Source organism: Catellatospora sp. TT07R-123, assembly GCF_018327705.1.
Lineage (GTDB): Bacteria > Actinomycetota > Actinomycetes > Mycobacteriales > Micromonosporaceae > Catellatospora.
In genome coordinates, this window is sequence record NZ_BNEM01000001.1 from 2,234,141 (window position 1) to 2,260,389 (window position 26,249).

Consider the following 26,249-nt stretch of genomic DNA (forward strand, 5'->3'; position numbering starts at 1 on the left):
TGACAGCCTGTGGGGCATGACTTCACCCCTGACCGACCGGACCGCGGGCGCCGCCGCCGCCGCGGTCGACCTGTGGAAGGTGTACGGCTCCGGCGAGGCGCAGGTGCTCGCCCTGCGCGGCGTGAGCTGCGCGCTGGAGCGCGGCCGCTTCACCGCGATCATGGGCCCGTCCGGCTCCGGCAAGTCCACCCTGATGCACTGCCTGGCCGGGCTCGACAGCGTCACCCGCGGGCAGGTGTCGATCGGCGAGACCGTGGTGACCGGCCTGTCCGACAAGGGCCTGACGAAGCTGCGCCGTGACAAGGTCGGCTTCATCTTCCAGCAGTTCAACCTGCTGCCGACGCTGACGGCGGAGGAGAACATCCTGCTGCCGCTGGCCATCGCGGGCCGCAAACCCGACCCGGCCTGGTACGACACCGTCATCGACACCGTCGGCCTGCGCGACCGCCTCAAGCACCGGCCCAGCCAGCTCTCCGGCGGCCAGCAGCAGCGCGTCGCCTGCGCCCGCGCCCTGGTCGGCCGCCCCGAGGTCGTCTTCGCCGACGAGCCGACGGGCAACCTGGACAGCCGCTCCGGTGCCGAGGTGCTCGCCTTCCTGCGCCGCAGCGTCACCGAATACGGCCAGACCATCGTGATGGTCACCCACGACGCCAACGCCGCCTCGTACGCCGACCGCGTGGTCTTCCTGGCCGACGGGCAGATCGTCGACGAGCTCGTCTCGCCCACCGCCGACGCGGTGCTGGACCGGATCAAGCGGCTGGACACCGCCGCCGCGACCGCCGGAGCCACCGAATGATCAAGGCAAGCCTGCGCGGGCTGCTACAGCGCAAGCTGCGCCTGTCGCTCGCCGTCTTCGCGATCGTGCTGTCGGTCGGCTTCCTGTCGGCGATCCTGGTGCTGTCGGGCACCCTGAACGCGCAGTTCACGACCCTGTTCAGCACGATCAACCAGAACGTCGCGGTGCAGGTGCAGGCCGAGGAGCCCGGCGCGAGAGCACCCCGGCTGACCGCGGAACAGGTACGGGACCTGGCCGCCACCGAGGGTGTCAGCGCGTCCTCGCCCGAGGTCAGCGCCGAGGGCGTGGTGCCGTACCGGGCCACCGACGACGTCCCGGTCAGCACCGACGTGGCGCTGGGCTTCGGCGTCGACGGCCGGGACGACCCGCTCGGGCTGGTGGCGCTGCGCGAGGGCGCCTGGCCGACCGGCGCCGACGAGGTCGCCGTGAGCGCCCGCACCGCCGAGCAGGCGAAGGTGAAGCTCGGTGACCGGCTCAAGGTGTACCTGCCGGTGCTCAACGAGCCGCGCACCTTCCGCGTGGTCGGCGTCGTCGGGTTCGCCGGGGGCCGCGACTCGCTGGCGGGCGAGACGATGGTGCTGTTCCAGGAGGCGTTCGCGCAGCAGACGTTCTACGGGCAGACCGGGGTGTACGCGGGCGTCTCGTTCGCGGCCGCCGACGGGGTCAGCCAGACGCAGCTGCGCGACCGGATCAGGGCGAAACTGCCGGCCGGGTTCACCGCCAAGACCGCCGACGAGGCCAACGACGAGCAGGCTAAGGCGGTCAGCACCCAGTTCGACTTCTTCACGTACATCCTGATCGGCTTCGCGGTGCTCGCGGGGCTGGTCGGGGTCTTCCTGATCTACAACACCTTCAACATCATCGTGGCGCAGCGCACCCGCGAGCTGGCGCTGCTGCGCGCGATGGGCGCCGGCTGGGGCCAGGTCGCCGCGTCGGTGCTGCTGGAGGCGCTGGTGGTCAGCGCGGTCGGGGCCACGCTGGGCCTGGCCGCGGGCATCGGGCTGGGCTACTGGGGTGAGGCCGCGCTGGCCGCGCAGATCGAGATGGACCCGGTGCCGGTGGTCATCTCGCCGCTGACGGTGCTGCTGGCGTACGCGCTGGGCATCGTCGTGACGATGGTGGCCGCGTTCATCCCCGCGATCAGGGCGTCGTCGGTGCCGCCGGTGGCCGCGATGCGCGACGTGGTCCGGCCCGACCGGTCGCTGCTGGCGCTGTCGCTCACCGGTGCGGCGTTCGCGCTGCCCGGGGCGGCGCTGGTGCTGCTGGGCGCACTCGCCGACCTGGGCGGCGCCGGGTTCCTGGTGCTGCTGGGCGGGGCGGTGCTGCTCCTGCTCGGCGCGCTGCTGCTGGCCCCGCTGCTGGCCCGCCCGGTGATCCGGGCCCTGGGCGCGGTGCTGGGCCGGGGCCAGGCGGGGCGGCTCGGCGTACGCAACGCGCTGCGCAACCCGCGACGCACCGCCGTCACCGCCGTCGCGCTGACCGTCGGCGTGATGATGGTCGGCACCGCCGCGACCGTGATCGAGTCGTTCAAGAGCAGCCTGACCGACGCCCTCGGCGAGAGCGTCGGCGTGGAGGTGCTGATCCAGGCGCAGCTCAACGCCGCCCCGGACGGCACCCAGGGCTTCGACCCGAAGGCGCTGGACCGCGTACGCGCGATCCCGGGCGTCAAGGAGGCCTCGGCGTGGCACTTCGACGCCGTGGACGTCACCGTCGCCGGGCAGCCGCAGTTCGTCTTCGCCACCGACGTCGGCCAGGCGACCCAGATGTTCTCGATGAAGACCGTCTCCGGCAGCCTGCGCACCCTCGGCGCGCAGGAGCTGGTGCTGGACGAGAACACGGCCAAGGCGCTGGGACTGTCCGCGGGCGGGCAGACGATGGTACGGCTCGGGCCGGTGGAGCGGCAGTACACGGTCGTGGCCGTGTACGAGACCACCCCGGTGATCCAGGGCATCCTGATCGGCGAACCCGCGGTGGCCGACTTCGGCGGCCCGCTGGCGTTCCAGGGCCTGGTCTCGCTGAACGAGGGCGTGGACGCCGGGCCCGTGGTGACCCGGATCGAGCAGATCATGAAGGACTACCCGGGCGTGCGCGTCGGCGACCGCCAGTCCTACATCGAGCAGTCCACCTCCCAGCTGGACGGCCTGCTGGCCGGCATCCAGATCCTGCTGTTCGTGTCGCTGCTCATCGCGGTGCTGGGCATCCTCAACACGCTGATGCTCAGCGTCACCGAGCGCACCCGTGAGATCGGCCTGGTCCGCGCGATCGGGCTGAGCCGCGGCGGGGTGGTCGCGATGGTCAACGTCGAGTCGATCCTGATGGCCGTCTTCGGGGTCGCCCTGGGTCTGGCCCTCGGGGTCGGCATCGGGGCGGCCCTGACCCAGGCGCTGATCCGGATCAAGTTCGCCACGGCGATCACGATCCCGTGGACCCAGCTGGTCGCGTACCTGGTCGTCGCGGTGCTGGCGGGCATGCTCGCCGCGATCCTGCCCGCGCGGCGGGCGGCGCGGCTGAACGTGCTGGACGCGATCGCGTACGAGTAGGAGTCGCGCGTCGCCTGCGCGGCTCGCAGGCAAGGAAGGGCACCTTCTCGTCGCATTCCGATGTAGAAGGTGCCCTTTCCGACGTCCGGGGCGGGCACTGGGCGGGCGGAGCGGGAGGCGGTGGGTCGGGGTTGGCCCTGAGGGGCGGGTGGGGGTACTCCCGGGGCGGACGACCCGGGCACGGTCACCCTGCGGGCCGAGGTCCGGGCCGCGCGGCGCCATGACGATGGGTACACCGGCCGGCCGGGTGCTCCCGCCTTAAGCACCTCGCCGGCCGGTCCATGTCATCCGGCCGAGGGACCAATCATGACCACAGCAGCCCCGCCCCTGTCGCGTCCGCGCGCCGAGACCGCCGCGGCCCGCGCGACCGGAGTCTGGAAGGAGTACGGCTCCGGCGAGGCGCAGGTGACCGCCCTGCGCGGCGTCGACATCGCGCTCGACCGCGGCCGCTTCACCGCGATCATGGGCCCGTCCGGCTCCGGCAAGTCCACGCTCATGCACTGCCTGGCCGGACTGGACAGCGTCACCCGCGGCCAGATCCACGTCGGCGAGACCCAGGTCACCGGCCTGTCCGACAAGGGCCTGACGAAGCTGCGCCGCGACAAGGTCGGCTTCATCTTCCAGCAGTTCAACCTGCTGCCCACCCTCAGCGCGGAGGAGAACATCCTGCTGCCGCTGGCCATCGCGGGCCGCAAACCCGACCCGGCCTGGTACGACACCGTCATCGACACCGTCGGCCTGCGCGACCGCCTCAAGCACGCCCCAGCCAGCTCTCCGGCGGCCAGCAACAGCGCGTCGCCTGCGCCCGCGCCCTCGTCGGCCGCCCCGAGGTCGTCTTCGCCGACGAACCCACCGGCAACCTCGACAGCCGCTCCGGCGCCGAGGTCCTCGGCTTCCTGCGCCGCAGCGTCACCGAGTACGGCCAGACCATCATCATGGTCACCCACGACGCCAACGCCGCCTCGTACGCCGACCGGGTCGTGTTCCTCGCCGACGGCGCGATCGTGCACGAGCTGGCCTCGCCCAGCGCCGACGCCGTGCTGGACACGATGAAGAACCTCGACCGCGGGGACGGTCGGTAAGCCATGCTGCGCGCCTCACTCAAGAGCCTGTTCTCCCGCAAGCTCCGGCTGACCCTGTCGGTGCTCGCGGTGGTCCTGGGCGTGATGTTCGTGTCCGGCTCGTTCGTGCTCACCGACGCGCTGGGCCGCTCCTTCGACAACATGTTCTCCTCGTCGATGGCCTCGACCGACGTGCTGGTCACCGCCAAGCCCGCCATCGACGTGTCGGAGCTGGCGGGTGAGTCCGTGCCCGGCCTGCTCACCACCGCCGACCGCGACAAGGTCGCCGGGGTGGCGGGCGCGGCCCAGGTCATCGGCGACGTGCAGGCCGACGGGGCCCGGGTCGTCGGCGCCGACGGCAAGGTCGTCACCTCGTACGGGCCGCCGCGCTTCGGCGAGAACTGGACCGGCGAGACCGGCGGCCTGGAACTGCGCGAGGGCCGGGCCCCGGCCGCCGACGACGAGATCGCGGTGAACGTGCTGCTGGCCGAGCTGGGCAAGCTCAAGGTCGGCGACCGGGTCGGCGTGCTGACCACCCAGCCGAAGCAGACGTTCACGCTGGTGGGCGTCTTCGGTTACGAGGGCGGGCTGCCCAGCCGCGGACCGGTGCAGGAGGTGCGGTTCACCGAGCCGGTGGCGCAGCGGCTGATGCTGGGCACGGCCGGGGCGTACACGAGCATCAGCGTGACCGCCACGCCCGGCACCGACCCGGCCGCGCTGCGCGACGCCATCAGGGCGCGGCTCGGCGACGGGTACACGGTGCAGACCGGTGCAGAGGCCGCCGCCGCGATCGCGAGCGGCTTCAAGGAGGCGTTGTCCTTCTTCAACAAGATCCTGCTCGGCTTCGCCGGGGTGGCCCTGTTCGTCGGCAGCTTCCTGATCCTCAACACGTTCTCGATCATCGTGGCGGAGCGGACCAGGGACCTGGCCCTCCAGCGCGCCCTGGGCGCCAGCCGCCGCCAGGTCGTACGGGCGATGCTGGTCGAGTCGCTGGTGATCGGCTTCATCGCCTCGGTGGTCGGCCTGGCCGCGGGCGTCGGGGTCGGGGCGCTGCTGGCGAACCTGGCGGCGGACATGAACAACCTGGTCCTGGCCGGGATCGGCGTGCCGCTCGCGGCGGTGCTCGGCGCGTTCGGGGTCGGCATGATCGTCACCCTGATCGCCGCGCTGCTGCCCGCGGTGCGCGCCTCGCGGGTGCCGCCGATCGCGGCCCTGCAGGAGACCGCCACCCCCGACCGGCCGCTGACCAGGCTCACCGTCTCCGGGTCCGCCCTGGTCGCGGTGGGCGCGGGCCTGATCACCTGGGGAATGGCCGTCGACGGCGACGCGGTGACGTGGCTGCTGCTCGGCGGGGTGCTCAGCGCGTTCGTCGGGGTCGCGCTGCTCAGCCCGGCGCTGGCCAAGCCGACCGTGTCGCTGCTGGGCCGCCTCTTCTCGTGGTCGGTGCCGGGCCGGCTGGGCCGGCTGAACTCGGGCCGCAACCCGCGGCGTACCGCGATCACCGCGGCCGCGCTGATGGTCGGCGTCGCTCTGATCACCGGCGTGAACACGATGCTGACCTCGGCCGACAAGTCGCTGCGCGGCAACGCCGCGGAGAGCTTCCAGGCTGATCTGATCATCTCCGGCCAGGAGAGCCCCGGCGTGCTGCCCACGTTCGACGCGGCGCTGCTGCCGGGCATGCAGCAGCTGCCGGGCGTGACGTCGGTCGCCGCCGAGTACAACGACCAGGCCGTGATCAACGGCGGGCCGAGCTGGGCCACCGCCGTCACCGATCTGCCCGCGGTCGCCCGGGACCTGTCCCTGGCCACGGTCGCCGGTTCGCTGGCGCAGCCGGGTCCGGGCGAGGTCGTGATCGACGACGAGATCGCGAAGGAGACCGGGTTGTCGGTCGGCGACACCGTCTCGGTCCGGCCGACGCGCGGCGAGCAGTCCGACTACCGCATCACCGGCGTCTACAAGCGGGTCGAGTTCTACGGCGGATACGTGTTCGGCACCGGCATCGCGGCGCAGATGCGCTCGCAGCAGCCGTCGTTCGCGTACGTCACGCTGGCCCCGGGCGCCGACGAGCGCGCGGTCCGCGACGGCCTGGCGGCGCTGCTGGCGGACAGCCCCGAGATGCTGGTGGAGAACCAGCAGGAGTACCTGGACCGGCAGCTCGGCGACGGCGCGCAACTGCTGCTGATGATCCAGGTGCTGCTGGGCCTGGCCATCGTCATCGCGGTGCTCGGCGTGATCAACACGCTGGCCATGTCGGTGCTGGAGCGCACCCGCGAGATCGGCCTGCTGCGGGCGATCGGCCTGAGCCGGGCCGCGACCATGCGGATGGTCACGGTCGAGGCCGTCGTGATCACGGTGTTCGGCGCGCTGCTGGGGCTGGTCGTCGGGGCGGGGCTCGGCGCGACGATGGTGCGCGGCCTGGCCGACGAGGGGCTGAAGGAACTGGCCTTCCCGTGGGGACAGATGGGGGCGTACCTGGCGCTGGGTGTGGTGGTCGGCGTGCTGGCGGCGGTCCTGCCGGCGATCAGCGCGGCGCGGATCAACGTGCTGAAGGCGATCGCCCACGACTGACGGGCACCGGGATACCGGCCCCGGGCTGCGGCGACACTCTCCTGCCGCCGCCCGGGGCCGCTCCGCAGGTTGAACGGAATTGCCAAGAAGTCTTTGCAAAGATATGTTGGCGGTCGTGACCGACGACCGGATCTCCCTGGACCCGCGTACGCTGCGCGGCCTGGCCCACCCCCTGCGGGTGCGGATCCTGCAACTGCTGCGCGACAGCGGCCCCTCCACCGCCACCCTGCTGGCCCAGCGGCTCGGCCTGTCCAGCGCCGCCACCAGCTACCACCTGCGCCAGCTGTCGCTCTACGGCTTCGTCACCGACGAGACCGAGCAGGCCAGCGGCCGCGAGCGCTGGTGGCGCGCCGTGCACCGCGGCACCACCGTCGACCGGGTCGACCCCGACTCGTACGGCGACTTCGAGATCTACCTGCGCGCCGTCGCCGCCGAATACGCCGCGCGCATGGACCGCGCCATCAGCGAGCTGCCCACCCGCCCCGCCGACTGGGCGAACGTCGGCACCCTCAGCGACTGGACCCGGCAGCTCGACCCCGCCGAGACGGAGGCGTTGCTGGCCGAGCTGACCGAGGTGATCGACCGCTACCGCCGGGCCGAACCCGGCTCCTGCGCCCCCGAGGGCACCCGCCGGGTCCAGGTGCAGCTCCAGGTGCTGCCGGTCTTCGACGAGGTGCAGCAGTGAAGGGCCTGATCGGACTGTTCACCGCCGGCACGATCTCCCAGATCGGCAGCCGGATGACGTTCCTGGCGGTGCCGTGGCTGGTGCTGGTCACCACCGGCAGCCCGACCCGGATGGGCCTGGCCGCCGCCGCCGAGTGGCTGCCGTACGTGCTCGCCGCCCCGCTGGGCGCACCCCTGCTCGACCGGTTCGGCGCCCGCCGCATCGCCATCGGCGCCGACCTGGCCAGCGCACTGGCCACGGCGGCGGTGGCGCTCGGCTACGTCGGCGGCTTCGGTTCGCTGCTGGCGCTGCTGGTCGTCGCCGGGGCGCTGCGCGGCATGGGCGACAACGCCAAGCGGATGCTGCTGCCGCGCACCATCGCCGCGTCCGGCGTGGACATCACCCGCGCCGCCTCGGTGTACGACGGCGTCAACCGGCTCGCGGGCCTGCTCGGCGCGGGCATCGGCGGCAGCGTCATCGTCTGGCTCGGCGCACCCGGCGCGGTCCTGTTCGACGGGGCCACGTTCGCGGTGTGCGCCCTGCTGGTCTGGCTCCTCGTCCCGGCCGACACGGCCGGCGGGCCGGTGCCCCTGACCGGGCTGGCGAAGGTGCTGGCCGCGCCCCGGGAGCCGTACCTGACCGCGATCCGGGGCGGCGCCCGCTACCTGCGCGAGGACCGGCTGATGGTGGGCATCCTGGCCCTGCTGTTCGTGACCAACCTGGCCGACCAGGCCAACGCGGCCGTCTTCGTGCCGCTCTGGGTCGACCAGGTGCTGCACTCGCCGATCGCGCTCGGCTTCACCGGCGGCGCGTTCGCGCTGGGCGCGGTGCTGGGCAACATCGGCTTCACCGCGCTGGCGCCGCGCGCCCCCCGGTATGCCGTGTTCACCATCGGGTTCCTGCTCGGCGGGGCGCCCCGGCTGTTCACACTGGCCCTGTCGGACACGCTGACCCTGGTGCTGGCGGTGTCGTTCGTGGGCGGCCTGGCGATGGCGGCCGTCAACCCGATCCTGTCGGCGGTCAGCTTCGAGCGGGTGCCCGAGCATCTCCAGGCCCGGGTGCTGAGCCTGTCCACCGCGATCGCGTACGCCGGGATCCCGCTGGGCGGCCTGGTCGGCGGCTGGGCCGTGAACGGGATGGGCCTGACCTGGTCGCTGGCGCTGTTCGGCGGGCTGTACCTGGCCGCCACCCTGCTGCCGGTCGTCGACCGGCAGACCTGGCGCCAGCTGGACCGCCGCCCGGACGCCGCCGCCACCGTGCCCGCCCCGCGCCGTCCCGAACCGGCGGAGAGCTCGCCCGGGGTCGAGGTCGGCGTCGCCTGACCGGGCGACGGGTGGCAGGGCGTCCGGGTTGGACATACCCTTGCGCGCCATGAAGCTGTACGAGCGGCAGGTCGGTCGCGCCGAGGCCCTGGTGGCGATCGCGGCCCTGGCCGCCTGGACGCCCACCGGGCGGACGGGCGGCCCGCTGCATCCCGGCGACGTCGGCTGGCACCTGCGCTTCGAGGACGCCCTGGTCCGCGACGCGCTACGGGTCTGGTCCGACGCCTCGGGGCCGGTCGCGGTGACGCTGACCGACGGCCCGGTGCTGCACGCCGGGATGGCGCCGCGCGTGACCGCCGACCGGGCCCTGGCCGACCTGCTGGCCGCCCGGTTCGCGCAGGTGCTCGGGGACGGGCAGGCCTGGTGCGCGCTGCCCGAGGGTTCGCCGGTGGGCGCCGCGCTCGTGCGCGACGGCTGGTCGCCGGACCCCGACGAGCCGTGGGTGCTGCTGGTCTGCGACGACCTGCCGCCGTCGGCCCCGGCCGGGGTGCGCGCGGTCGCGGTGGACGAGGCGGTGGCCGCCGAGCGGGTGGCGGTGCAGCGGGCCGCGTTCGAGGGCTCGACGTTCACGGTCCAGCGGTGGCAGGCGATGCGCAGCTCTGTGGCGGCGTCGCTGTGCCTGGAGGCGCTGGTGCTGACGCCCGGCGGGCAGCCCGCCGCGGCGGCCACGGGCTGGCTGTCGGCCCCGGGCCGGTGCGGGCTGCTGGAGCCGGTCGGCACCCACCCTGAGCACCGCGGGCACGGTTACGGCCGCGCGGTGGTGCGGGCGGTCTGCGCGCGGCTGCGCGCGGAGGGGGCGAGCGCGGTCGCGGTGCGCACGCCGTCGACGAACACGGCGGCGGTGGCGCTGTACCGCTCGGCGGGCTTCCGTGAGGTGGCCCGGCAGCGGCCACTGCGCCGGTTGTCAACCTAGGTTGACGCTCGCCGCTGTTGTCAACTACGGTTGACAACAGCCCGGCCGCGGCGCCCCGCCCACGTGGACACCCGTGCCGCCGGGGCAGCCCGTCCAGAGGGAGACGACCATGCCCGCGTACGAACACACCGACGTCGTCATCGTCGGCGGCGGCCCGACCGGGCTGCTGCTCGCCGCCGAGCTGCGCCGGGGCGGCGTCGGCGCGGTCGTACTGGAACGCCGCGCCGCCCCGGACGACCTGCCCCGCGCCAACGGCCTGGTCGGCCAGGTGGTGCGGGTCCTCGACCAGCGCGGCCTGCACGCCGCGCTCGCCGGGCACTCCCGCGGCCCGTCCGGGCTGCTGCGCCGGGTCGGCACCGGCAACCTGGGCCGTCCCCGCCCGATCCGCGCCTTCGGCTACGCGGGCTTCCGGCTGCCGCTGCACCTGCTGCCCGGCAACCCGCTGCATGTGCTGCCGGTGCCGCAGCGCCACCTGGAACAGGTCTTCCAGGGCGAGGCGCTGCGGCTGGGCGCCGAACTGCGGCGCGAGCACGAGCTGGTCTCGTTCGTGGCCGACGCCGACGGGGTCGACGTGGAGGTGCGCGGCCCCGGCGGCACGTACCGGCTGCGGGCGGCGTACCTGGTGGGCTGCGACGGGGCGCACAGCGCCGTACGCAAGGCCGCCGGGATCGCGTTCCCGGGGCTGACCAGCCGGGACTCGGTCAGCCGCGACGGCCACGCGGTGCTGGCGCCGGGCACTCTCACCCGCTCCGGGGCGCTGCGCCGGCCCGGCGGCGAGCCGCTGCGCCCGTTCGAGCTGCACCGGCTGCCGGGCGGGGTGTTCACGTTCGCCTCGTTCCGGCCCGGGGTGCACCTGGTCCACGTGACCGAGTGGGACCAGCCCGACCCCGGCGAGGACGTCCCGATGAGCCTGGCCGAGCTGCGCGCGGCGGTGCTCCGGGTGCTCGGGCACGACCTGCCGCTGCGGGCGCCCGACGGACCCGGGCCGCACGTGCTGCGGCGGCTGACCGCGCGCAACTCGCGGGTGGCGCAGCCGTTCCGCAGCGGGCGCGTGTTCGTGGCGGGCGACGCCGCCCACGTCGTGGCCGGGTTCGGCGGGCCGGGGCTCAACCTGGCCCTGCAGGACGCCGTCAACCTGGGCTGGAAGCTCGCCGCGGCGGTGCGCGGCGACGCCCCCGCCGGGCTGCTCGACACCTACGACGCCGAGCGCGCGCCGCAGGCGCTGCGGATGCTGGAGCACGTACGGGCACAGGCGGCCCTGATCGCGCCCGGCGACGAGGTGACGGCGCGGCGGGCGGAGTTCGCGGCGCGGCTGACCGAACCGGCGGTGCTGGCGCGGCTGGCGGCGACGATGGCGGGCAGCGACGTGCCGTACCAGGATGATCCCGCCGATCCCCGGATCGGCCGGCTCGTGCCCGACCTGCGGGTGCGCGTCGGCGGCCGCCGCACCCGGATGGGCGAGCTGCTGCGCACCGGCCGGGCGCTGCTGCTGGACGCCACCGGCCGCGCCGACGGCCAGGCCCCCGCCCGCCTGGCGGCGCCCTGGTCAGCGCGGGTCGACGCGGTCACCGCCACCGCGGCCACCCCGGAGGCCCTCCTCGTCCGCCCCGACGGATACGTCGCCTGGACCAGCGCCTCGGCGACTCCCCTGTCGGCGGTCCTGGCCCACTGGTTCGGCCCGCCCGCCCCCACTTCGCCGTAGCCGCCCGCTTTTCATAAACGTTGGCCTATCTCATCGAGTAATTCGAGATCATCTTCGATGAGATAGGCCAACGTTTATGAAAGATGGGGTTTGTGGGGCCCCGGGACGGGGATTGTGGGGCCAGGGCGGGCGGCCCCGCAGCCGACGGCGACGGCGGTCAGGCCAGTGAGCGCAGGTGGGTGTAGATCGCGTCCGGGGTGAGGATGCCGAGCACGGCCGCGCCGTCGCGGACGGCGACCCACCCGGTGTCGGCCTCCAGGATCGCGGCGAGCGCGTCGCGCAGGCTGGCCGAGGCGTCGACCGCGGGAGCCCCGGCGGGCGCGTCGGCGGGCAGCGGCGCCAGCCCGGTACGCGGCACCGGTGTCACCGCGAGCAGCTTGATCCCCCGGTCGCCGCCGACGAACGCGGCGACGAAGTCGTTGGCCGGGCGTGACAGCAGCGTGGCCGGATCGGCGAACTGCTCCAGGTGCCCGCCCTCGGACAGCACCGCGATCCGGTCACCCAGGCGCACCGCCTCGTCCACGTCGTGGGTCACGAACACGATCGTCTTGCGTACGGTCTGCTGCAACCGCAGGAACTCGTCCTGCAACCGGCCCCGCACGATCGGATCGACGGCCGAGAACGGCTCGTCCATGAGCAGCACCACCGGGTCGGCGGCCAGGGCACGGGCCACCCCGACGCGCTGGCGCTGGCCGCCGGACAGCTCGTGCGGGTAGCGGGCGGCGTACTGCGGGGCGGGCAGGCCGACGAGGTCCAGCAGCTCGTCGACGCGCGCGGCGGTGCGGGCCTTGGGCCAGCCGAGCAGGCGCGGCACGGTGGCGACGTTGTCGCGCACGGTGTGGTGCGGGAACAGGCCCACGTTCTGGATCACGTAGCCGATGCGGCGGCGCAGCTCGATCGGGTCGACCGCGGTGATCTCGTCGTCGCCGAGCCACATCCGGCCGCCGGACGGCTCGATCAACCGGTTGATCATGCGGAGCAGGGTGGACTTGCCGCAGCCGGACGGGCCGACGAGCACGCTGAGCTGTCCGGCGGGCAGTTCCAGGCTGAGCTCGCGCACGGCCACGGTGCCGTCGCCGTACTGCTTGCGGACTCCGTCCAGCCGGATCGAGACCGCGGCGGTACCGTTCATCCCATGCCCTCCAAGGTCAGCGCGATCGTGTCCGCCTGGGCCGCCTACGATCCGGACGTCGACAATCCCTGGTTCTCCTGGGACTACCTGCGCCAGAACACCGGCACGCTGCTGGCCGCGCTGCGCGAACACCTCCTGCTGACCTTAGCCGCCGTCGCCGTCGCCGCGGTGCTCGCGATCCCGCTGGCGGTGCTGGCCCACCGCATCGGCTCGCTGACCGGCCCGATCCTGGGCGTGACCGGGGTGCTGTACACGATCCCGTCGCTGGCGCTGTTCGCGATGCTGGCGCCGTTCACGGGCCTGCGGCCGGTCACGGTCCTGATCGGACTGGTGCTGTACGCGCTGCTGACCATCGTGCGCAACACGCTGACCGGCCTGCGCCAGGTGCCCGCCGAGGTCGTCGACAGCGCCCGCGGCATGGGCTACGGTCCCGCCGCGCTGCTGTGGCGCATCGAGCTGCCGCTGGCGCTGCCCGGCGTCATGACCGGCCTGCGCATCGCGACCGTGTCCACGGTGGCGCTGGTCACCGTCGGCGAGCTGGTCGGCTTCGGCGGCCTGGGCAACCTCATCATCGGCGGCTTCAACAGCAACTTCTACCGCGCCCAGATCATGGCGGCCACGCTGGCCTGCATCGGCCTGGCGCTGGCCCTCGACCTGGCCCTGGTGCTGCTGAGCCGCGCCGTCATGCCCTGGCACCGCCGGAGGACAGCGTGAGCATCATCCATGACTCGATCTTGTGGCTCAACGATCCGCTGAACTGGACCAATCCGGACGGAATCCTGGCCCGCACCGGCGAGCACCTGTGGATCTCGGCGGCGGCGGTCGGGCTCGGCTGCGCCGTCGCCTGGCCGGTGGGGGTATGGCTCGGCCACGTCGGCCGCGGCGGCACCGCCGTGGTGACCATGACCAACCTCAGCCGGGCCGTGCCCACGGTGGCGCTGCTGACCATCCTGCCGCTGACCGTGCTCGGGTTCGGCCCGCCCGCGATCATCCTGGCGCTGGCGCTGTTCGCGATCCCGCCCCTGCTGGCCAACGCCTACCTGGGCGTACGCGAGGTCGATCCGCAGGTGCGCGACGCCGGGCGGGGCATGGGGCTGTCGGGGTGGCAGCTGCTGCGCTCGGTAGAACTGCCGCTGGCGGTGCCGTACCTGGCCAACGGGTTGCGCATCGCGGCGGTGCAGGTGCTGGCGACGGCGACGCTGGCCGCGTTCGTGAACGGCGGCGGGCTTGGCATGATCATCAGTCGCGGGTTCGGGCTCGGGCTGAACGCGGGCGGCGGCCAGGTGCTGGCCGGCGGCCTGCTGGTGGCGCTGCTGTGCCTGCTCGCCGACGGCGCGCTGGCCCTGGTCGAACGCGCCGCGCTGCCCAAGGCCCTGCGCCGCACGAGCCGCCGCCTCCCCCACTCAGCCGCCGACGCCGTCGCGCCCTGACCTCCCGGCAGTTTCGGGGAAAGTGCAGGAATCCGGCCGCCCTTTCGTGCAGTTTCCCCGCAACTGCACGGATCATGGAGCCGATGTGGCGCGAGTATCGCGTACCCGTCCAACGACACGCCAGGCTCGAAAGTGCGCAATCCGGCGGTAGGCGGACGTGGGCCTGCCGTGCATGATGATCGTCACTGCACCTGGGGGAACAATCGCGGTTCGTCGCGGCTGCCTGCACAGACTTCCGGTTTGTGAACGGCTGTTCGCGGGTAGGGCCGCGGGCAGTTCACAAATCTTCGCAACGATGTCCCACGTATCCGCTAAGAAACGTGGTGACGACACCATTCGCGCACGTTCGGCCGGGGATGCCCCCGTGCCGCGAACGGAAGGCTGCACACGCATGTACTCACATACTCGAAAGCTGTCCGCCCTGGCGCTGGCGGGCGTCGCGGCGGCGGCGTTCACGCTCGCGGCCTGCGGCGACGCGGGCTCCTCGGGCACGACCGCGCCGCAGAGCGCCTCGGGCGCCGGCTGCGCGCCGGTCGCCGGGACGGCCCTGGTGATGCTGGCGGACGACAAGCACCTACAGAACGCCGACAACGTGATCGCGGTCGCCAACGCCAAGGCGGCCACCCCCGCCCTGATCGCGGCGGTCGACAAGGTCGGCGCGGCCCTGGACACGCCCAAGCTGGTGGCGCTGAACCGGGCCGTCGACGTCGACCGCAAGACCGCACAGGTCGCGGCGGCCGACTTCGCCACCACGGCCGGGCTGGCCAGTGGCCTGTCCGGCGGCAGCGGCAAGGTGGTCGTGGGCGCGGCGAACTTCCCGGAGAGCCAGATCCTGGCCGAGCTCTACAAGATCGCCCTTAACGCCGCGGGCTTCACCGCGACCGTGCAGGTGGCGGGCAACCGCGAGCTGTACGAGGCGGCCCTGGAGCGCGGCGAGCTGACCGTCTTCCCCGAGTACGCCGCGACGCTGACGGAGTTCCTGAACCAGAAGCAGAACGGCAAGGAGGCCCAGCCCAAGGCCAGCGGTGACGTGACCGCGACGGTGACCGCGCTGAAGGGCCTGGCCGAGAAGGCGGGCCTGGCCGTCGGTACCCCGTCGGCCGCGACCGACCAGAACGCGTTCGCGGTGACCAAGGCGTTCGCCGACGCCAACGGCGTGAAGACGCTGTCGGAGTTCGCGACCAAGTGCAGCGGCAAGGCGTCGGTGCTGGCCGGTCCGGCCGAGTGCCCGGCCCGCCCGTTCTGCCAGCAGGGCCTCAAGACGGTCTACGGCATCGACTTCGGCTCGTTCTTCCAGGCCGACGCGGGCGGCCCGCAGACGAAGACCGCGCTGACCACGGGCAAGGCGAGCCTCGGCACCGTCTTCTCCTCGGACAGCGCCTTCGCCGCCAGCTGACCCGGAAAGCAGGCAAGGGCGCCCTCTACCCGCTTTGCGAGGTAGAGGGCGCCCTTCTTCACGGCCGTCGGCGGGTGCGAGCGCTGGCTCAGTGCAGGGTCGAGAGGTGGGCGAGGGTGGTGCCGGCGAGGGTGGGCAGCAGGACCAGGCCCGGGGCGGGTTCGACGGCGACCGCGTGCGGCACGGCGATGACGCGCACCCCGGCGGCCAGGGCGCTGGCGGCGCCGGCCGGCGAGTCCTCGATGGCCAGGCAGTCCGCGGGCTCGACGCCGAGCAGCTTCGCCGCCCGCAGGTACGGGTCCGGGTGCGGCTTGGTGAACGCGACCTCGTCCCCGCACACCACCGCGCCGAACGCGTCGCGGCCCAGCGTGTCCAGCGCGATCTCGACCACGCGCCGGTTGGTCGAGGTCACCAGCGCGGCGGGCACTCCGGCCGCGCGCACCTCGGCCAGCAGTTCGCGGGCGCCGGGCCGCCAGACCAGGTCGGTGGCGAACAGCACCGCGACCCGCTCGTAGATCCAGTCCGAGCTGGTCTTGGCCTCGCGCCAGGGCTGCCCGATGCCGTCATGGAACAGCACCATGGACTCGGGCACCGACCGGCCGACCATGGACAGGCGCACCTCGACCGGGAGCACCGAGCCGTACTCGGCGGCCAGTTCGTCGATGGCGATGTCCCACAGCGGCTCGCTGTCGAAGAGGGTTCCGTCCATGTCGAAGAGCACTGCTGCGGGAATCACCCGACGATCATCGCCGACGGGTCCCCGCGACGGCCCGCGAATATCGACCCCAGTGGCCGGGATCACGCTGACCAGCACCGATGAGCCCGCCGTGGGACGGTCGGCGCCGCTGTCGGAGGCGGTCGCTAACGTACCGCGAGTCCGAGCGCTTCCCCGCCGCGAAAGGCAGAGCCTGCCATGCCCCGTGAGACGACGTACCTGGAACTGTCCGAAGCCGACGGCGGCTCGCACAAGTTCTACGAGGTGATTGTCGACGACACCGAGCTGACCATCCGGTACGGCCGCATCGGCGACCCGGGTGCCACCAGCCACAGCACCTTCGCCGACCACGACAAGGCCAAGGCCGCCGCGGCGAAGAAGATCGGCGAGAAGGTGCGCAAGGGCTACGCCCCGGCCGTGCTGGGGCAGCGGCAGAAGCGGTCCGTCTCGCGGCGCGTGATCACGAGCACCCGCTCCACCGCCAAGAGCGCGCCGGTGCTGTGGCGCTACCGCTCGGGCACGTCCGCGTTCGGCATCTTCGTCGACGAGCGGGTGTGCATGGTCGGCAACGAGGCGGGCGTGATCACCACGCTGAACCACGACGCCGAGGTGATCTCGCAGGTCAAGCTCCCCGACGGCGTGAAGTGCATCGTCGCCGACGACGCGTGGCTCTACGCGGGCTGCGACGACGGCAACGTGTACGACCTGTCCGGCAAGATGCCGCGGGTGGCGTACCAGATCGCGCCCGACATCGACATCTACTGGCTCGACATCCACGACGGCGTGCTCGGCGTCTCCGACGCGCGCGGCGGCATCGCCGCGATCGACCACGAGGACGAGTTCCTCTGGCGCAAGCAGAGCGAGGGCTCCTCGGGCTGGATGGTGCGCTGCGACGCCACCGCCGTGCACCACGGCCACTCCGGCGGTGTGACCAGCTATAACTGGCAGACCGGCGACGTGGTGTGGAAGCACCGCACCAGCGCGGTGCTGTTCGGCTGGCAGGAGGAGCACACGCTGTACGCGGGCACCTCCGACCGCAAGGTCGTCGAGCTGGCCAAGGACGGCGCGCACCGCCGCACGTACTCCTGCGACGCCGCCGTCTTCTCGTGCGCCACCAGCCCCGACGGCAAGTTCATCTTCGCCGGCGACAACAGCTCGTCGGTGTACTGCTTCGACGACGCGGGCAACCGCCTGTGGAAGCTCGGCACCGGCTGCGGCTCGGCCTACTCGATGCAGTACCACGACGAGCGGCTCTACATCGTGACCACGGACGGCTCGCTGGCCTGCATCGACGCCTCGGAGCCCGCGATCCGCGCGGCCGAGGCGGGCACCGTGCCGGCCGTCGTCGACATCAAGGCGCCCCAGCAGGCCCCGGCGGTGGCCGCGCCGACCGCGATCGAGACGACCACCGACAGCAGCGGCGGCGTCGTGCTGGAGTGCGTCGAGGAGGGCGGCCGCCTGCGGGTGCGCGTGGTCTCGGCGGGCTTCCAGAGCTCCTGGCAGGTGCAGTTCCCGAAGGGCATCCGCGAGGCGGGCGCCCGGTACCTGGTCAGCGAGGTGCGCGAGGCGAGCCGGGGCGGTTTCTACCGCGCCTTTGGCGAGATCCGGAAACTGGTCTAATTTCGATGCGGGCACCGTCGCAGCCGTCCAGCTCTCGGGTGCGGCGGTGCCCGCTCTGTCAGCCCTTGACGAACCGGTGGATCGGGCGTCCCTCGCTGGCGGCGACGTACACGGTGGCACCGGTCCAGTCGGCCGCGAGCTGCTCCAGCCCCAGGTAGCCGGTGCCGGCGGGCCAGCCGAAGCGGTCGAGGACCCGCCCGCCGAAGTCCAGCTTCACCACCTGCTGACGCAGCGGGTCGCCGTCCGGGTCGTCCAGCCGGTCGCCGCCGTCGAGCACCCACACCGCGTCCGGGGTGACGTACACATCGCACGGGCGGCCCAGTGCCGCGGCGCGCCACTGCGCCACAGGGGTGCCGTCGGGCCGGAACACGCTGACGCGGGCGTTGCGGCGGTCGGCGACGTAGACCAGCTCATGCCACTGGTCGTAGGCGATGCCGGACAGCAGGTTCAGCTGGTCGGGGCCGTCGCCGAGCGACCCCCAGCCGTTCAGGAACGTGCCGTCGGCCGCGAAGTGGGCGATGCGGGCGCCCCGGAAGCCGTCGGCGACGAAGACCGAGCCGTCCGGCGCGACCGTGACGTCGGCGGGCTGGTCCAGCACGTACGGGTCACCGGTGCAGGGCAGCCGGGACAGCACGGTGCGCACCCGCAGGCAGGCGTCCAGCGCGCCGGTGTGGTCGGCGCCGATGCGGCGCAGCTCACGCCCGTCCGCGTCGAACTCGATCACCTGGTTCAGCACCGCGTCGGCGACCCACAGGTGGTAGTCGAGGCCCAGCGCCAGCCCGTGCGGCGAGCGCAGCACGCCCGCTCCCCACATGCCGACCTGCTCCGACCCGGCGAAGCGGATGACCGCGTTCTCCGTCACGACGCTGTCCTGGGCGAACGGCCGCCCGCCCCGGTGCAGCAGGTGGAAGTAGGTCCGGAACCCCGGGGCCACTCCGGTCCCGGCGGCGGCGCCCACCGGCAGCGGCGGCTGCACCGGATCGAGACGGTACGCCGACGGCAGCGCGGCGGGCGCGGGTGCGACCTGGGCGGCACCGGGCGGGAAGCCGTACAGCACCGCGGCCGCGGCGGCCAGCAGCACCACGGCGATGGCCGGCGCGGCAACACGGGGGCGGACACGACGGATCATCAGCGCGACTCCTCCTGCTCGCGGCGCCGGAGCGGTCGGGCCGTCACTGCGCGCCCGGCCCGAGGCCGAAGGCCGTCGCGGGGGTGCGAGATCGCTGTGATCCTGTCAGGTCGGGCGGCGGCCGTCCATGGTCGTGCGGCCACGCCCGACCGCCACTCTGCTCCGCGGGTCACTCCATATGCGATGTGGTCACACCGCATATGGAGTGACCCGCGGCGAGAGGCACCCGGTCAGGCGGCCGCGGCGTCGGGGTCGGGCAGCGCGACCGGCCGGGACGCCCCGCCGACGTCGAAGGTGAGCTGCTCGCGGTAACCGGCGGCGCGGGCGTAGCGGGCGATCTCGTCGAAACGGTCGGCGGCCTCGTGCGGCTCGTGCGCGTCGCTGGCCAGCGTGATCGGCACGCCCGCGTCGTGGCACATCCGCAGCAGGGTCGGCGCCGGGTACGGCTCGGCGCAGCGTTTGCGCAGCCCGGCGCTGTTCACCTCGACCGCCACCCCGCCGCGGACCGCCGCCGCGACCAGGCGCTCGTACAGGTCCACCGGCTCGGTGTCGCACCGGTGCCCGAACTTCTTGACCACGTCGGCGTGGCCGAGCACCTGCACGACTCCCGCCTCGGCCAGCTCGGTGACCAGCGCGAAGTAGTCCTCGTAGGCACGGCGCACGCCGCGGCGCTCGTACTCGTGCGTGACGGCGGGGTGGTCCAGGGCCCATTCGCCGACCCAGTGCACCGAGCCGACCAGGAAGTCGAACGGGTACTGCGCCAGGATGCCGGCGACGCGGTCCATGTGCGCCGGGAACCAGTCGACCTCCATGCCCAGCCGGACCGGCAGGCCCCGGTCGCGGGCGCCGGTGACGGCCTCGACATACCGGTCCAGGTGCAGGTTGAGCTCGTCGTAGTACATCCGCCGGGACTGCTCGGTCAGGTCCTGGCGCGTCCCGGCCGTCCAGAAGCCCTCGATCGCCGGGGCGAACTCGACGAAGCGGTACAGGTGCTCGGTGAAGCCGACCTCGGCCGCGCCGCGCGACAGCGCCCGCTCGACGAACGCGTCGACGTGTCCGGGCGGGTACTGCCCGGGGGGCGGGCTGGTCTCCGGCCGCGGCTCGTGCGGGTGCAGGTGCACGTGGTAGTCGCCCATGACGTCAGCTCTAGTCCACGGCACGGCACGCGCTGACGGCGGGGGTCCGGCACGCCACAGCCTGGGAGGCCGCGCCCACGCGCCGAGCAGGCCCGGCGCCGGGTGGGCGGTGCCGGACGGACGGTGCCGGACGGGGCGAACCACGCCGAGCCGCCTCAGCCGCCGGTCAGCCCGTCGACGATGACGCCGATGACGCGGGCGCGCCCGGCGGGGTCGGCGGCCAGCGGCTCGACCGCGCGGGAGGCGCCGATGAGCAGGCTCATCAGGTCGCTGACGGTCAGCTCTGGACGTACCCCCGCCTGCTGGGCGCGGCGCAGCAGCGCGCCCAGCGCGGCCCGCAGCCGCGTGCCCGCCGCCGACGCCGCCGCGTGCGGGTCGACCCCGGCCGCCGCCAGCGCCTCGGCGAGGGCGTTCTTGGACGCGGCCTGCTCGACCGTCTCGGCGAAGAACGTCCGCAGCGCCGCAACCGGGTCGGCGGCCTCGGCGAGCAGGTCGGCGCGGTCACCCAGGCGGTCCAGCCGCGCCAGGTATACGGCCGACAGCAGGCTCTCCTTGGTCGGGAAGTGCCGGAAGGCGGTGCCGACGCCGACCCCGGCGGCGCGGGCCACCTCCTCGACGGGCGCGCCGGTGCCGCGCGCGGCGAAGACCTGCTCGGCGGCGTCGAGCAGGCGGGCGCGGTTGCGCGCGGCGTCGGCGCGCAGCGGTCTGTCCTGTGCCGACATGTTCTCTTCTCCTGGACCTGGACAAGCGGAGTGATCAGTCCGTATAGTCGAAGACCGGAGTGATCACTCCGATTATGCCCCACGGCCGGGAGGAGACCGACCATGACCCCACGAGAGCTGTTCGACCAGCGGGTACGCCTCATCCACGCGAACCGGTGGCACGACCTCGCCCAGCAGTACGCCCCCGACGCCGTCGTCGAGATCCCGTTCGCCCCGCCGCAGCCCATCCGCCTGGTCGGCCGCGAGGCCATCGCCGCCCAGCTCGCCCGCGCGGGCACGCTGCGGCTGGCGTTCGCGGTGCGCGACGTGGTCGTGCACGAGACCGCCGACCCCGAAGTGATCATCGTCGAGTACGGCTACGACCTCACCGACCCCGCGACCGGCCATACCGCCGCCGTCGACAACATCCAGCTGTTCCGGGTGCGCGACGGGCTCATCACGTACACCCGCGACTTCCACGACCACCGCGCCATCGGCGAGCTGCTCAATCGGCCATAGAGCGTGGTTCGGGCGTGACGCGGGTAACATCGCCGTGAACTCTCAGCGTGCCAAGGAGGTCACGGTGGTGCATGAGGTACGCGGCGTCGTCGCTCGCGCCAAGAACGCCCCGGTCGGTATCGAGACGGTGCTCGTGCCCGACCCGGGGCCCGGTGAGGCGCTGGTGGCGGTGCAGGCCTGCGGGGTGTGCCACACCGACCTGCACTACCGCGAGGGCGGCATCAACGACGACTTCCCGTTCCTGCTCGGCCACGAGGCGGCCGGGGTGGTCGAGGCGGTCGGCGCCGGGGTCACCGAGGTCGCCCCGGGCGACTACGTGGTGCTCAACTGGCGGGCCGTCTGCGGCCAGTGCCGGGCCTGCACCCGCGGCCGCCCCTGGTACTGCTTCGCGACCCACAACGCCAGGCAGAAGATGACCCTGGCCGACGGCACCCCGCTGGCCCCCGCCCTGGGCATCGGCGCGTTCGCCGACAAGACCCTGGTCGCGGCCGGGCAGTGCACCAAGGTCGACCCGTCCGTGCCGCCGGAGGTCGCCGGGCTGCTCGGCTGCGGGGTGATGGCCGGGCTCGGCGCGGCGCTCAACACCGGTGCCGTCGGCCGCGGCGACAGCGTCGCCGTCATCGGCTGCGGCGGCGTCGGCAACGCCGCCGTCGCCGGGGCCCGCCTGGCCGGGGCGACCACCATCATCGGCGTCGACCTCGACGACCGGAAGCTGGAGTGGGCGCGGCAGCTCGGCGCCACCCACACCGTCAACGGCGGCCAGGCCGACGTGGTCGCCGCGATCCAGGAGCTGACCGGCGGCTTCGGCGCCGACGTGGTGATCGACGCGGTCGGCCGGCCCGAGACGTACCGGCAAGCCTTCTACGCCCGCGACCTGGCCGGGACCGTGGTCCTGGTCGGCGTGCCCACGCCCGAGATGAAGCTCGAACTGCCGCTGCTGGACGTCTTCGGCCGCGGCGGCGCCCTCAAGTCCTCCTGGTACGGCGACTGCCTGCCCAGCCGCGACTTCCCGGTCCTGCTGGAGCTCTACCGGCAGGGGCGGCTCGACCTCGGCGCGTTCGTGTCCGAGACGATTGCGCTGGACCAGGTCGAGGAGGCGTTCGCCAAGATGGGCCGCGGCGAGGTGCTGCGCTCGGTGGTGCTGCTGTGACCGCGCGCATCGAGAAGATCGTCACCCACGGCGTGTTCCGCCTCGACGGCGGCGAGTGGGAGGTCGACAACAACATCTGGCTCATCGGCAACGACTCCGACGTGCTGGTCGTCGACGCCGCCCACGACGCGGCGGCCATCGCCGCGGCCGCGGGCGGGCGCCGCGTCGTCGCCATCGTGTGCACGCACGCGCACAACGACCACATCGACGCCGCCCCCGAGCTGGCCCGCCGCACCGGGGCGCCGATCATGCTGCACCCCGACGACCGGATGCTGTGGGACCAGACCCACCCCGACCGGGCGCCCGACCGCGAGCTGGTCGCCGGCGACTGCCTGACCGTCGCCGGCGTCGACCTGTGGGTCCTGCACACCCCGGGCCACTCCCCCGGCGCGATCTGCCTGTACGCGCCCTCGCTGAAGGCCCTGTTCTCCGGGGACACCCTGTTCCACGGCGGGCCGGGCGCGACCGGGCGGTCCTACAGCGACTTCGGCACCATCATCGCGTCCATCCGGGACCGGCTGCTCACCCTGCCCGCCGACACCACCGTCCACACCGGGCACGGCGACACCACCACCATCGCCGCCGAATCCCCCGACCTCCCCATCTGGATCACCCGCGGCCACTGACCGAGCGGCGGGGCGGAGTCAGCGCAGGTGGTAGACGACGCTGGTCCACGTGCTGGTCACCGTGAAGCCCAGGGCGTGGTTGACCGCGAGCATGCCCGTGTTGGTGCCCGCGTTCGACGTCTTGACCACGGCCGCGTCGGGGCGGTCTGCCGCCAGGCGGGCCAGCGACTCCGCCTTCACCCAGGTGGCCAGGCCGCGCCGCCGGTGGGCGGGCACCACGGCGGTGTCCTCGGTGGACACGACCACCTCGGGCGGCGGTGCGGCCACGAGCTGCGTCAGCGCGGCGACCTCGCCGCTGTCGGCGACGATCGCGGTGACCCGCAGCTGCTGCCCGCGCGCGGCGACGGCCGCCTCCTCGTCGCGGACCCGGTCCGGCGTCCACTCGTCGTGCAGCCGCCCGCCGGAGTCGCTCGGGGCGTCGGCGATCGCATTGCGGGCCCGCGCGTAGGAGTCGAGCAGCTCGTCCGGGGCAGGCCCGGTCCAGGAGACGGCGCGGTAGCCGGGAACCGGCGCCGGGGCCAGGCGGGCGGGCAGATCCAGGCGGCAGGCGATCACGCTGTGGCCGCGCTCGGCGCCGGTGACGGCGGTGAACTCCGCGGCCGCCGGGTCGCCGTAGACCCCGGTGATGTGGGTACGGCCCAGGGCGCGGGCCCGGCTCAGCGCCGCGTCCAGCAGGGCGGTGCCGTGCCCGCGGCGGCGGTGCTCGGGCAGGACGCAGATGCGCAGGAACCCGGTCGTCACGCCCGGCGGCAGGTAGAGCCCCCCGTACGCGACGACCGGGTCACCGGCCGTGCCGTGCCAGCGCTGCTCGCCGGGCGGGGTGACCCGCATGCCGGAGACGCCCCAGGCCAGGTCCGGGGGTTCCTCCTGCGGCGCCACGGCCCGGTGGCACACCCGGCGGATCTCGTACATGTGCCGCAGCAGCGCCTCGTCGGCGTGCTCGGTGTCGACCTCGGTGACCATGCCCGGCACCGTACCGGCCGGGCGGGGGTCAGGTCAGCCCACTTCCTCGTGTACGAAGCACCAGCGCCAGTCCTCGCCGGGCTCGAACGACTGGATCACCGGGTGCTCGGTCTCGTGGTAGTGCAGCGTGGCGTGCTTCTGCGGCGAGGAGTCGCAGCAGCCGATGTGCCCGCAGGTCAGGCAGCGGCGCAGGTGCACCCAGCCGGTGCCGTCGCGCAGGCACTCCACGCATCCCTCGGCAGTCGGGGCCGGGTTCTCGGCGCTCTTCAGGTCTTCGCAGCTCATGCCTCTCCCATCCGGTGCAGCATCGACTCTTCCAGGTCCATGTCCCGCTGGGCTCGGACCAGGACCTCTTCGGGGATCTTTCCCTCGTCCCGGGCCGTACGAAACACCGCCCGCTCTGCTTCCAGCATCTCCCGCCGCAGTCGCACGTACGCCGCGGACGGGGTTTCCCGGTTGCCGCCCAGCCGCTCCCACACCGAGTTGGACCGGTGCTCGGTGAGCTGGCGCAGTTTGGCCACCACGTCCGGGGTGGTCCGCTCGGCCAGCTCCTCCAGCCGCTCCAGTGCGGCCTTGCTCGCCTGCTGCTGCACCTGCGCCTCGGCGAGGATGTCGCGGGTCGGATCGTCCTGGGGCACCCGCAGCAGGCGGGCCACGGTCGGCAGGGTCATCCCCTGCAGCACCAGCGTGCCCACGATCACCGCGAACGCCAGCCACACGAACAGCGCCCGCGGGTATTCCATTCCCCCGGCCAGGGTGGCCGGCAGCGCCAGCGCGGTGGCCAGGGTGACCACCCCGCGCATGCCCGCCCAGGCGAGCACGGTCGGGATGGAGATGTGCGGGGCGGGGTCGCGGCGGCGTACCCGGGGCAGCAGGCGGGTGAGGTAGGTGGCCGGGTACATCCAGAGGAAGCGCACGCCGACGACGGCGAGCAGCACCGCCAGCGTCACCCAGACCACCTCTTCGAGCGGGGCCTGCAGGTTGGCCAGCACCTCCCGCAGCTGGAGCCCGACCAGCAGGAAGACCAGGCCCTCGATCATGTACGTGGCCATCTTCCAGAACGCGCTCATCTGGAGCCGCGACTGCGCCGACATCAGGGTGGGCATCCGGTGGCCCAGGTAGAGGCCGGTCACCACCACGGCGACCACGGCCGAGGCGTGGATGGACTCGGCGACCGCGGTGACCGCGAACGGGGTGATCAGCGAGATCGAGTTGTCCAGCAGCGGATCGGTGGTCTTGCGGTGCACGTACGCCGCGGCCAGCGCTCCGATCGCGCCCACCAGGATGCCGCCGCCCGCGGCGAGGACCACCTGCCGCCCGATGGCCATCGGCCCGACCGCGGCGCCGGTGGCGGCCAGCACCGCGACCCGGAACAGCACCAGCGCGGTGGCGTCGTTGAGCAGGCTCTCGCCTTCGAGGATGGTCACCACCCGCCGTGGCAGCCCGATCCGCCGGGCCACGGCGGTGGCCGCGATGGCGTCGGGCGGGGCGACGACCGCGCCCAGCGCCAGGCAGGCCGCCAGCGGCACCTGCGGCAGCATCACGTGCACGGTCAGGCCGACCGCGACCGCGGTGACCAGGACCAGCCCGACGGCCAGCAGCAGGATGGGCCGCAGGTTGTACCGGAACGCGGGCACCGACGTCTCCAGGGCCGCGACGTACAGCAGCGGCGGCAGGATGCCGATGAGCACGAGTTCCGGCTCCAGGCGCAGCACCGGGAAGCCCGGCACGAGCGCCAGGATCAGGCCCACGATCACCAGGGCGATCGGGTTGAGCAGGCCGTACCGGCGGGACACGGCCGTCACGGCGACCACGACCGAGGCCAAAACCACCGCTACCAGCAGCGCATTCACGGGTAGAGCCTAGGGGCAGCCGTGCCCGGACCGCTGATCAGGAGCAGTGACCGGCCGGCCGGTCATCGACCCCCACTGACCGGCCGGTAGGTAAGATTCCTCTCCCGCATCGTAGGAACCAGAGGTGCCACCGCTTCTGTTCACTCGAAGTTCACGCAGGTCGGCGTGTACCGCCAGGCGGACGCACGACGCCCGGTGTCCGCCCCGGTTTCCGATCTACCTGCCGGTCGGTAGGCGGCCTCCGTGAACGGTCCGTGAACGCCGTCACGACACACCCGATCGGCCGCCCGGAACCGCCTACGCGCCTTTGACG

The 26,249-nt window shown here is 73.2% G+C and carries 22 protein-coding genes and 1 pseudogene; 15 read left to right on the forward strand and 8 right to left on the reverse strand.

Annotated elements, in window-relative coordinates:
• Positions 1–16: 16 nt before the first annotated feature.
• From Cs7R123_RS09440 to Cs7R123_RS09475, 8 genes and pseudogenes are all read left to right on the forward strand, one after another.
• A complete protein-coding gene (locus tag Cs7R123_RS09440) occupies positions 17–796 on the forward strand; it encodes an ABC transporter ATP-binding protein (protein ID WP_212825214.1) in 780 nt (259 codons plus the stop codon).
• Positions 793–3,336 (forward strand): ABC transporter permease, encoded by a 2,544-nt coding sequence (locus tag Cs7R123_RS09445; RefSeq protein ID WP_212825215.1) that lies wholly within the window; start codon positions 793–795, stop codon positions 3,334–3,336. The genes Cs7R123_RS09440 and Cs7R123_RS09445 overlap by 4 nt, the downstream gene beginning before the upstream one ends.
• A 306-nt stretch (positions 3,337–3,642) precedes the next feature.
• Positions 3,643–4,418: pseudogene (locus Cs7R123_RS09450) on the forward strand (ABC transporter ATP-binding protein).
• Between the two features lie 3 nt (positions 4,419–4,421).
• The gene (locus Cs7R123_RS09455; protein ID WP_212825217.1) at positions 4,422–6,965 is read left to right on the forward strand and encodes an ABC transporter permease; all 2,544 of its coding nucleotides are present in this window, start codon (positions 4,422–4,424) and stop codon (positions 6,963–6,965) included.
• 115 nt (positions 6,966–7,080) lie between these two features.
• Complete coding sequence (locus Cs7R123_RS09460) at positions 7,081–7,650, forward strand: helix-turn-helix domain-containing protein (RefSeq protein WP_212825219.1); 570 nt, start codon at positions 7,081–7,083, stop codon at positions 7,648–7,650.
• Positions 7,647–8,951, forward strand: coding sequence for an MFS transporter (locus Cs7R123_RS09465; RefSeq protein WP_212825221.1), 1,305 nt, complete (start codon positions 7,647–7,649; stop codon positions 8,949–8,951). The genes Cs7R123_RS09460 and Cs7R123_RS09465 overlap by 4 nt, the downstream gene beginning before the upstream one ends.
• A 49-nt stretch (positions 8,952–9,000) precedes the next feature.
• Positions 9,001–9,864 carry an N-acetyltransferase gene (locus Cs7R123_RS09470; protein ID WP_212825223.1) on the forward strand — a complete coding sequence of 288 codons (864 nt, stop codon included), beginning with the start codon at positions 9,001–9,003 and terminating at the stop codon, positions 9,862–9,864.
• A gap of 109 nt (positions 9,865–9,973) precedes the next feature.
• Entirely contained in the window at positions 9,974–11,566 is a 1,593-nt protein-coding gene (locus tag Cs7R123_RS09475; RefSeq protein ID WP_212825225.1) for an FAD-dependent monooxygenase, read from the forward strand.
• A gap of 157 nt (positions 11,567–11,723) precedes the next feature.
• Here the strand turns inward: Cs7R123_RS09475 and Cs7R123_RS09480 are convergent, their stop codons facing one another.
• The gene (locus Cs7R123_RS09480) at positions 11,724–12,698 is read right to left on the reverse strand and encodes an ABC transporter ATP-binding protein (protein WP_212825227.1); all 975 of its coding nucleotides are present in this window, start codon (positions 12,696–12,698) and stop codon (positions 11,724–11,726) included.
• Between the two features lie 3 nt (positions 12,699–12,701).
• On the opposite strand from Cs7R123_RS09480, the gene Cs7R123_RS09485 reads away from it, so the two are divergent.
• The 3 genes from Cs7R123_RS09485 to Cs7R123_RS09495 all read left to right on the forward strand — a co-directional run bounded on the left by Cs7R123_RS09485 (position 12,702) and on the right by Cs7R123_RS09495 (position 15,524).
• Positions 12,702–13,412, forward strand: coding sequence for an ABC transporter permease (locus Cs7R123_RS09485; protein ID WP_212825229.1), 711 nt, complete (start codon positions 12,702–12,704; stop codon positions 13,410–13,412).
• Positions 13,409–14,128: an ABC transporter permease gene (locus Cs7R123_RS09490; protein ID WP_212825231.1), complete on the forward strand. Its 720-nt coding sequence runs from the start codon at positions 13,409–13,411 to the stop codon at positions 14,126–14,128. The genes Cs7R123_RS09485 and Cs7R123_RS09490 overlap by 4 nt, the downstream gene beginning before the upstream one ends.
• Positions 14,129–14,519: 391 nt before the next feature.
• The gene (locus Cs7R123_RS09495; RefSeq protein ID WP_244871725.1) at positions 14,520–15,524 is read left to right on the forward strand and encodes a glycine betaine ABC transporter substrate-binding protein; all 1,005 of its coding nucleotides are present in this window, start codon (positions 14,520–14,522) and stop codon (positions 15,522–15,524) included.
• A gap of 88 nt (positions 15,525–15,612) precedes the next feature.
• Here the strand turns inward: Cs7R123_RS09495 and Cs7R123_RS09500 are convergent, their stop codons facing one another.
• Positions 15,613–16,245 carry an HAD family phosphatase gene (locus Cs7R123_RS09500; RefSeq protein ID WP_212829040.1) on the reverse strand — a complete coding sequence of 211 codons (633 nt, stop codon included), beginning with the start codon at positions 16,243–16,245 and terminating at the stop codon, positions 15,613–15,615.
• Positions 16,246–16,437: 192 nt separating this feature from the next.
• On the opposite strand from Cs7R123_RS09500, the gene Cs7R123_RS09505 reads away from it, so the two are divergent.
• Positions 16,438–17,859, forward strand: a complete 1,422-nt coding sequence (locus Cs7R123_RS09505; RefSeq protein WP_212825234.1) for a WGR domain-containing protein — start codon at positions 16,438–16,440, stop codon at positions 17,857–17,859.
• Between the two features lie 58 nt (positions 17,860–17,917).
• Here Cs7R123_RS09505 and Cs7R123_RS09510 read toward each other — a convergent pair whose 3' ends face one another.
• From Cs7R123_RS09510 to Cs7R123_RS09520, 3 genes are all read right to left on the reverse strand, one after another.
• Complete coding sequence (locus Cs7R123_RS09510; RefSeq protein WP_212825236.1) at positions 17,918–18,988, reverse strand: hypothetical protein; 1,071 nt, start codon at positions 18,986–18,988, stop codon at positions 17,918–17,920.
• Positions 18,989–19,218: 230 nt separating this feature from the next.
• Positions 19,219–20,124, reverse strand: coding sequence for a histidinol-phosphatase (locus tag Cs7R123_RS09515; protein ID WP_212825238.1), 906 nt, complete (start codon positions 20,122–20,124; stop codon positions 19,219–19,221).
• Positions 20,125–20,279: 155 nt separating this feature from the next.
• A complete protein-coding gene (locus Cs7R123_RS09520; RefSeq protein ID WP_212825240.1) occupies positions 20,280–20,846 on the reverse strand; it encodes a TetR/AcrR family transcriptional regulator in 567 nt (188 codons plus the stop codon).
• Positions 20,847–20,948: 102 nt separating this feature from the next.
• On the opposite strand from Cs7R123_RS09520, the gene Cs7R123_RS09525 reads away from it, so the two are divergent.
• The 3 genes from Cs7R123_RS09525 (at position 20,949) to Cs7R123_RS09535 (ending at position 23,120) form a co-directional block, all read left to right on the forward strand.
• Positions 20,949–21,344, forward strand: a complete 396-nt coding sequence (locus Cs7R123_RS09525; RefSeq protein ID WP_212825242.1) for a nuclear transport factor 2 family protein — start codon at positions 20,949–20,951, stop codon at positions 21,342–21,344.
• A 64-nt stretch (positions 21,345–21,408) separates the two neighbouring features.
• Positions 21,409–22,494 carry an S-(hydroxymethyl)mycothiol dehydrogenase gene (locus Cs7R123_RS09530; RefSeq protein WP_212829041.1) on the forward strand — a complete coding sequence of 362 codons (1,086 nt, stop codon included), beginning with the start codon at positions 21,409–21,411 and terminating at the stop codon, positions 22,492–22,494.
• Positions 22,491–23,120: an MBL fold metallo-hydrolase gene (locus tag Cs7R123_RS09535; RefSeq protein WP_212825244.1), complete on the forward strand. Its 630-nt coding sequence runs from the start codon at positions 22,491–22,493 to the stop codon at positions 23,118–23,120. Before Cs7R123_RS09530 ends, Cs7R123_RS09535 begins: the two co-directional genes overlap by 4 nt.
• 18 nt (positions 23,121–23,138) lie before the next feature.
• On the opposite strand, the gene Cs7R123_RS09540 is transcribed toward Cs7R123_RS09535, so the two are convergent.
• The 3 genes from Cs7R123_RS09540 to Cs7R123_RS09550 are packed head-to-tail and all read right to left on the reverse strand — an operon-like array spanning position 23,139 to position 25,936.
• The gene (locus Cs7R123_RS09540) at positions 23,139–24,083 is read right to left on the reverse strand and encodes a GNAT family N-acetyltransferase (RefSeq protein ID WP_212825246.1); all 945 of its coding nucleotides are present in this window, start codon (positions 24,081–24,083) and stop codon (positions 23,139–23,141) included.
• Between the two features lie 33 nt (positions 24,084–24,116).
• Positions 24,117–24,368 carry a UBP-type zinc finger domain-containing protein gene (locus tag Cs7R123_RS09545; protein ID WP_212825248.1) on the reverse strand — a complete coding sequence of 84 codons (252 nt, stop codon included), beginning with the start codon at positions 24,366–24,368 and terminating at the stop codon, positions 24,117–24,119.
• Positions 24,365–25,936, reverse strand: a complete 1,572-nt coding sequence (locus Cs7R123_RS09550; protein WP_212825250.1) for a Na+/H+ antiporter — start codon at positions 25,934–25,936, stop codon at positions 24,365–24,367. Before Cs7R123_RS09550 ends, Cs7R123_RS09545 begins: the two co-directional genes overlap by 4 nt.
• Positions 25,937–26,249 lie beyond the last annotated feature (313 nt).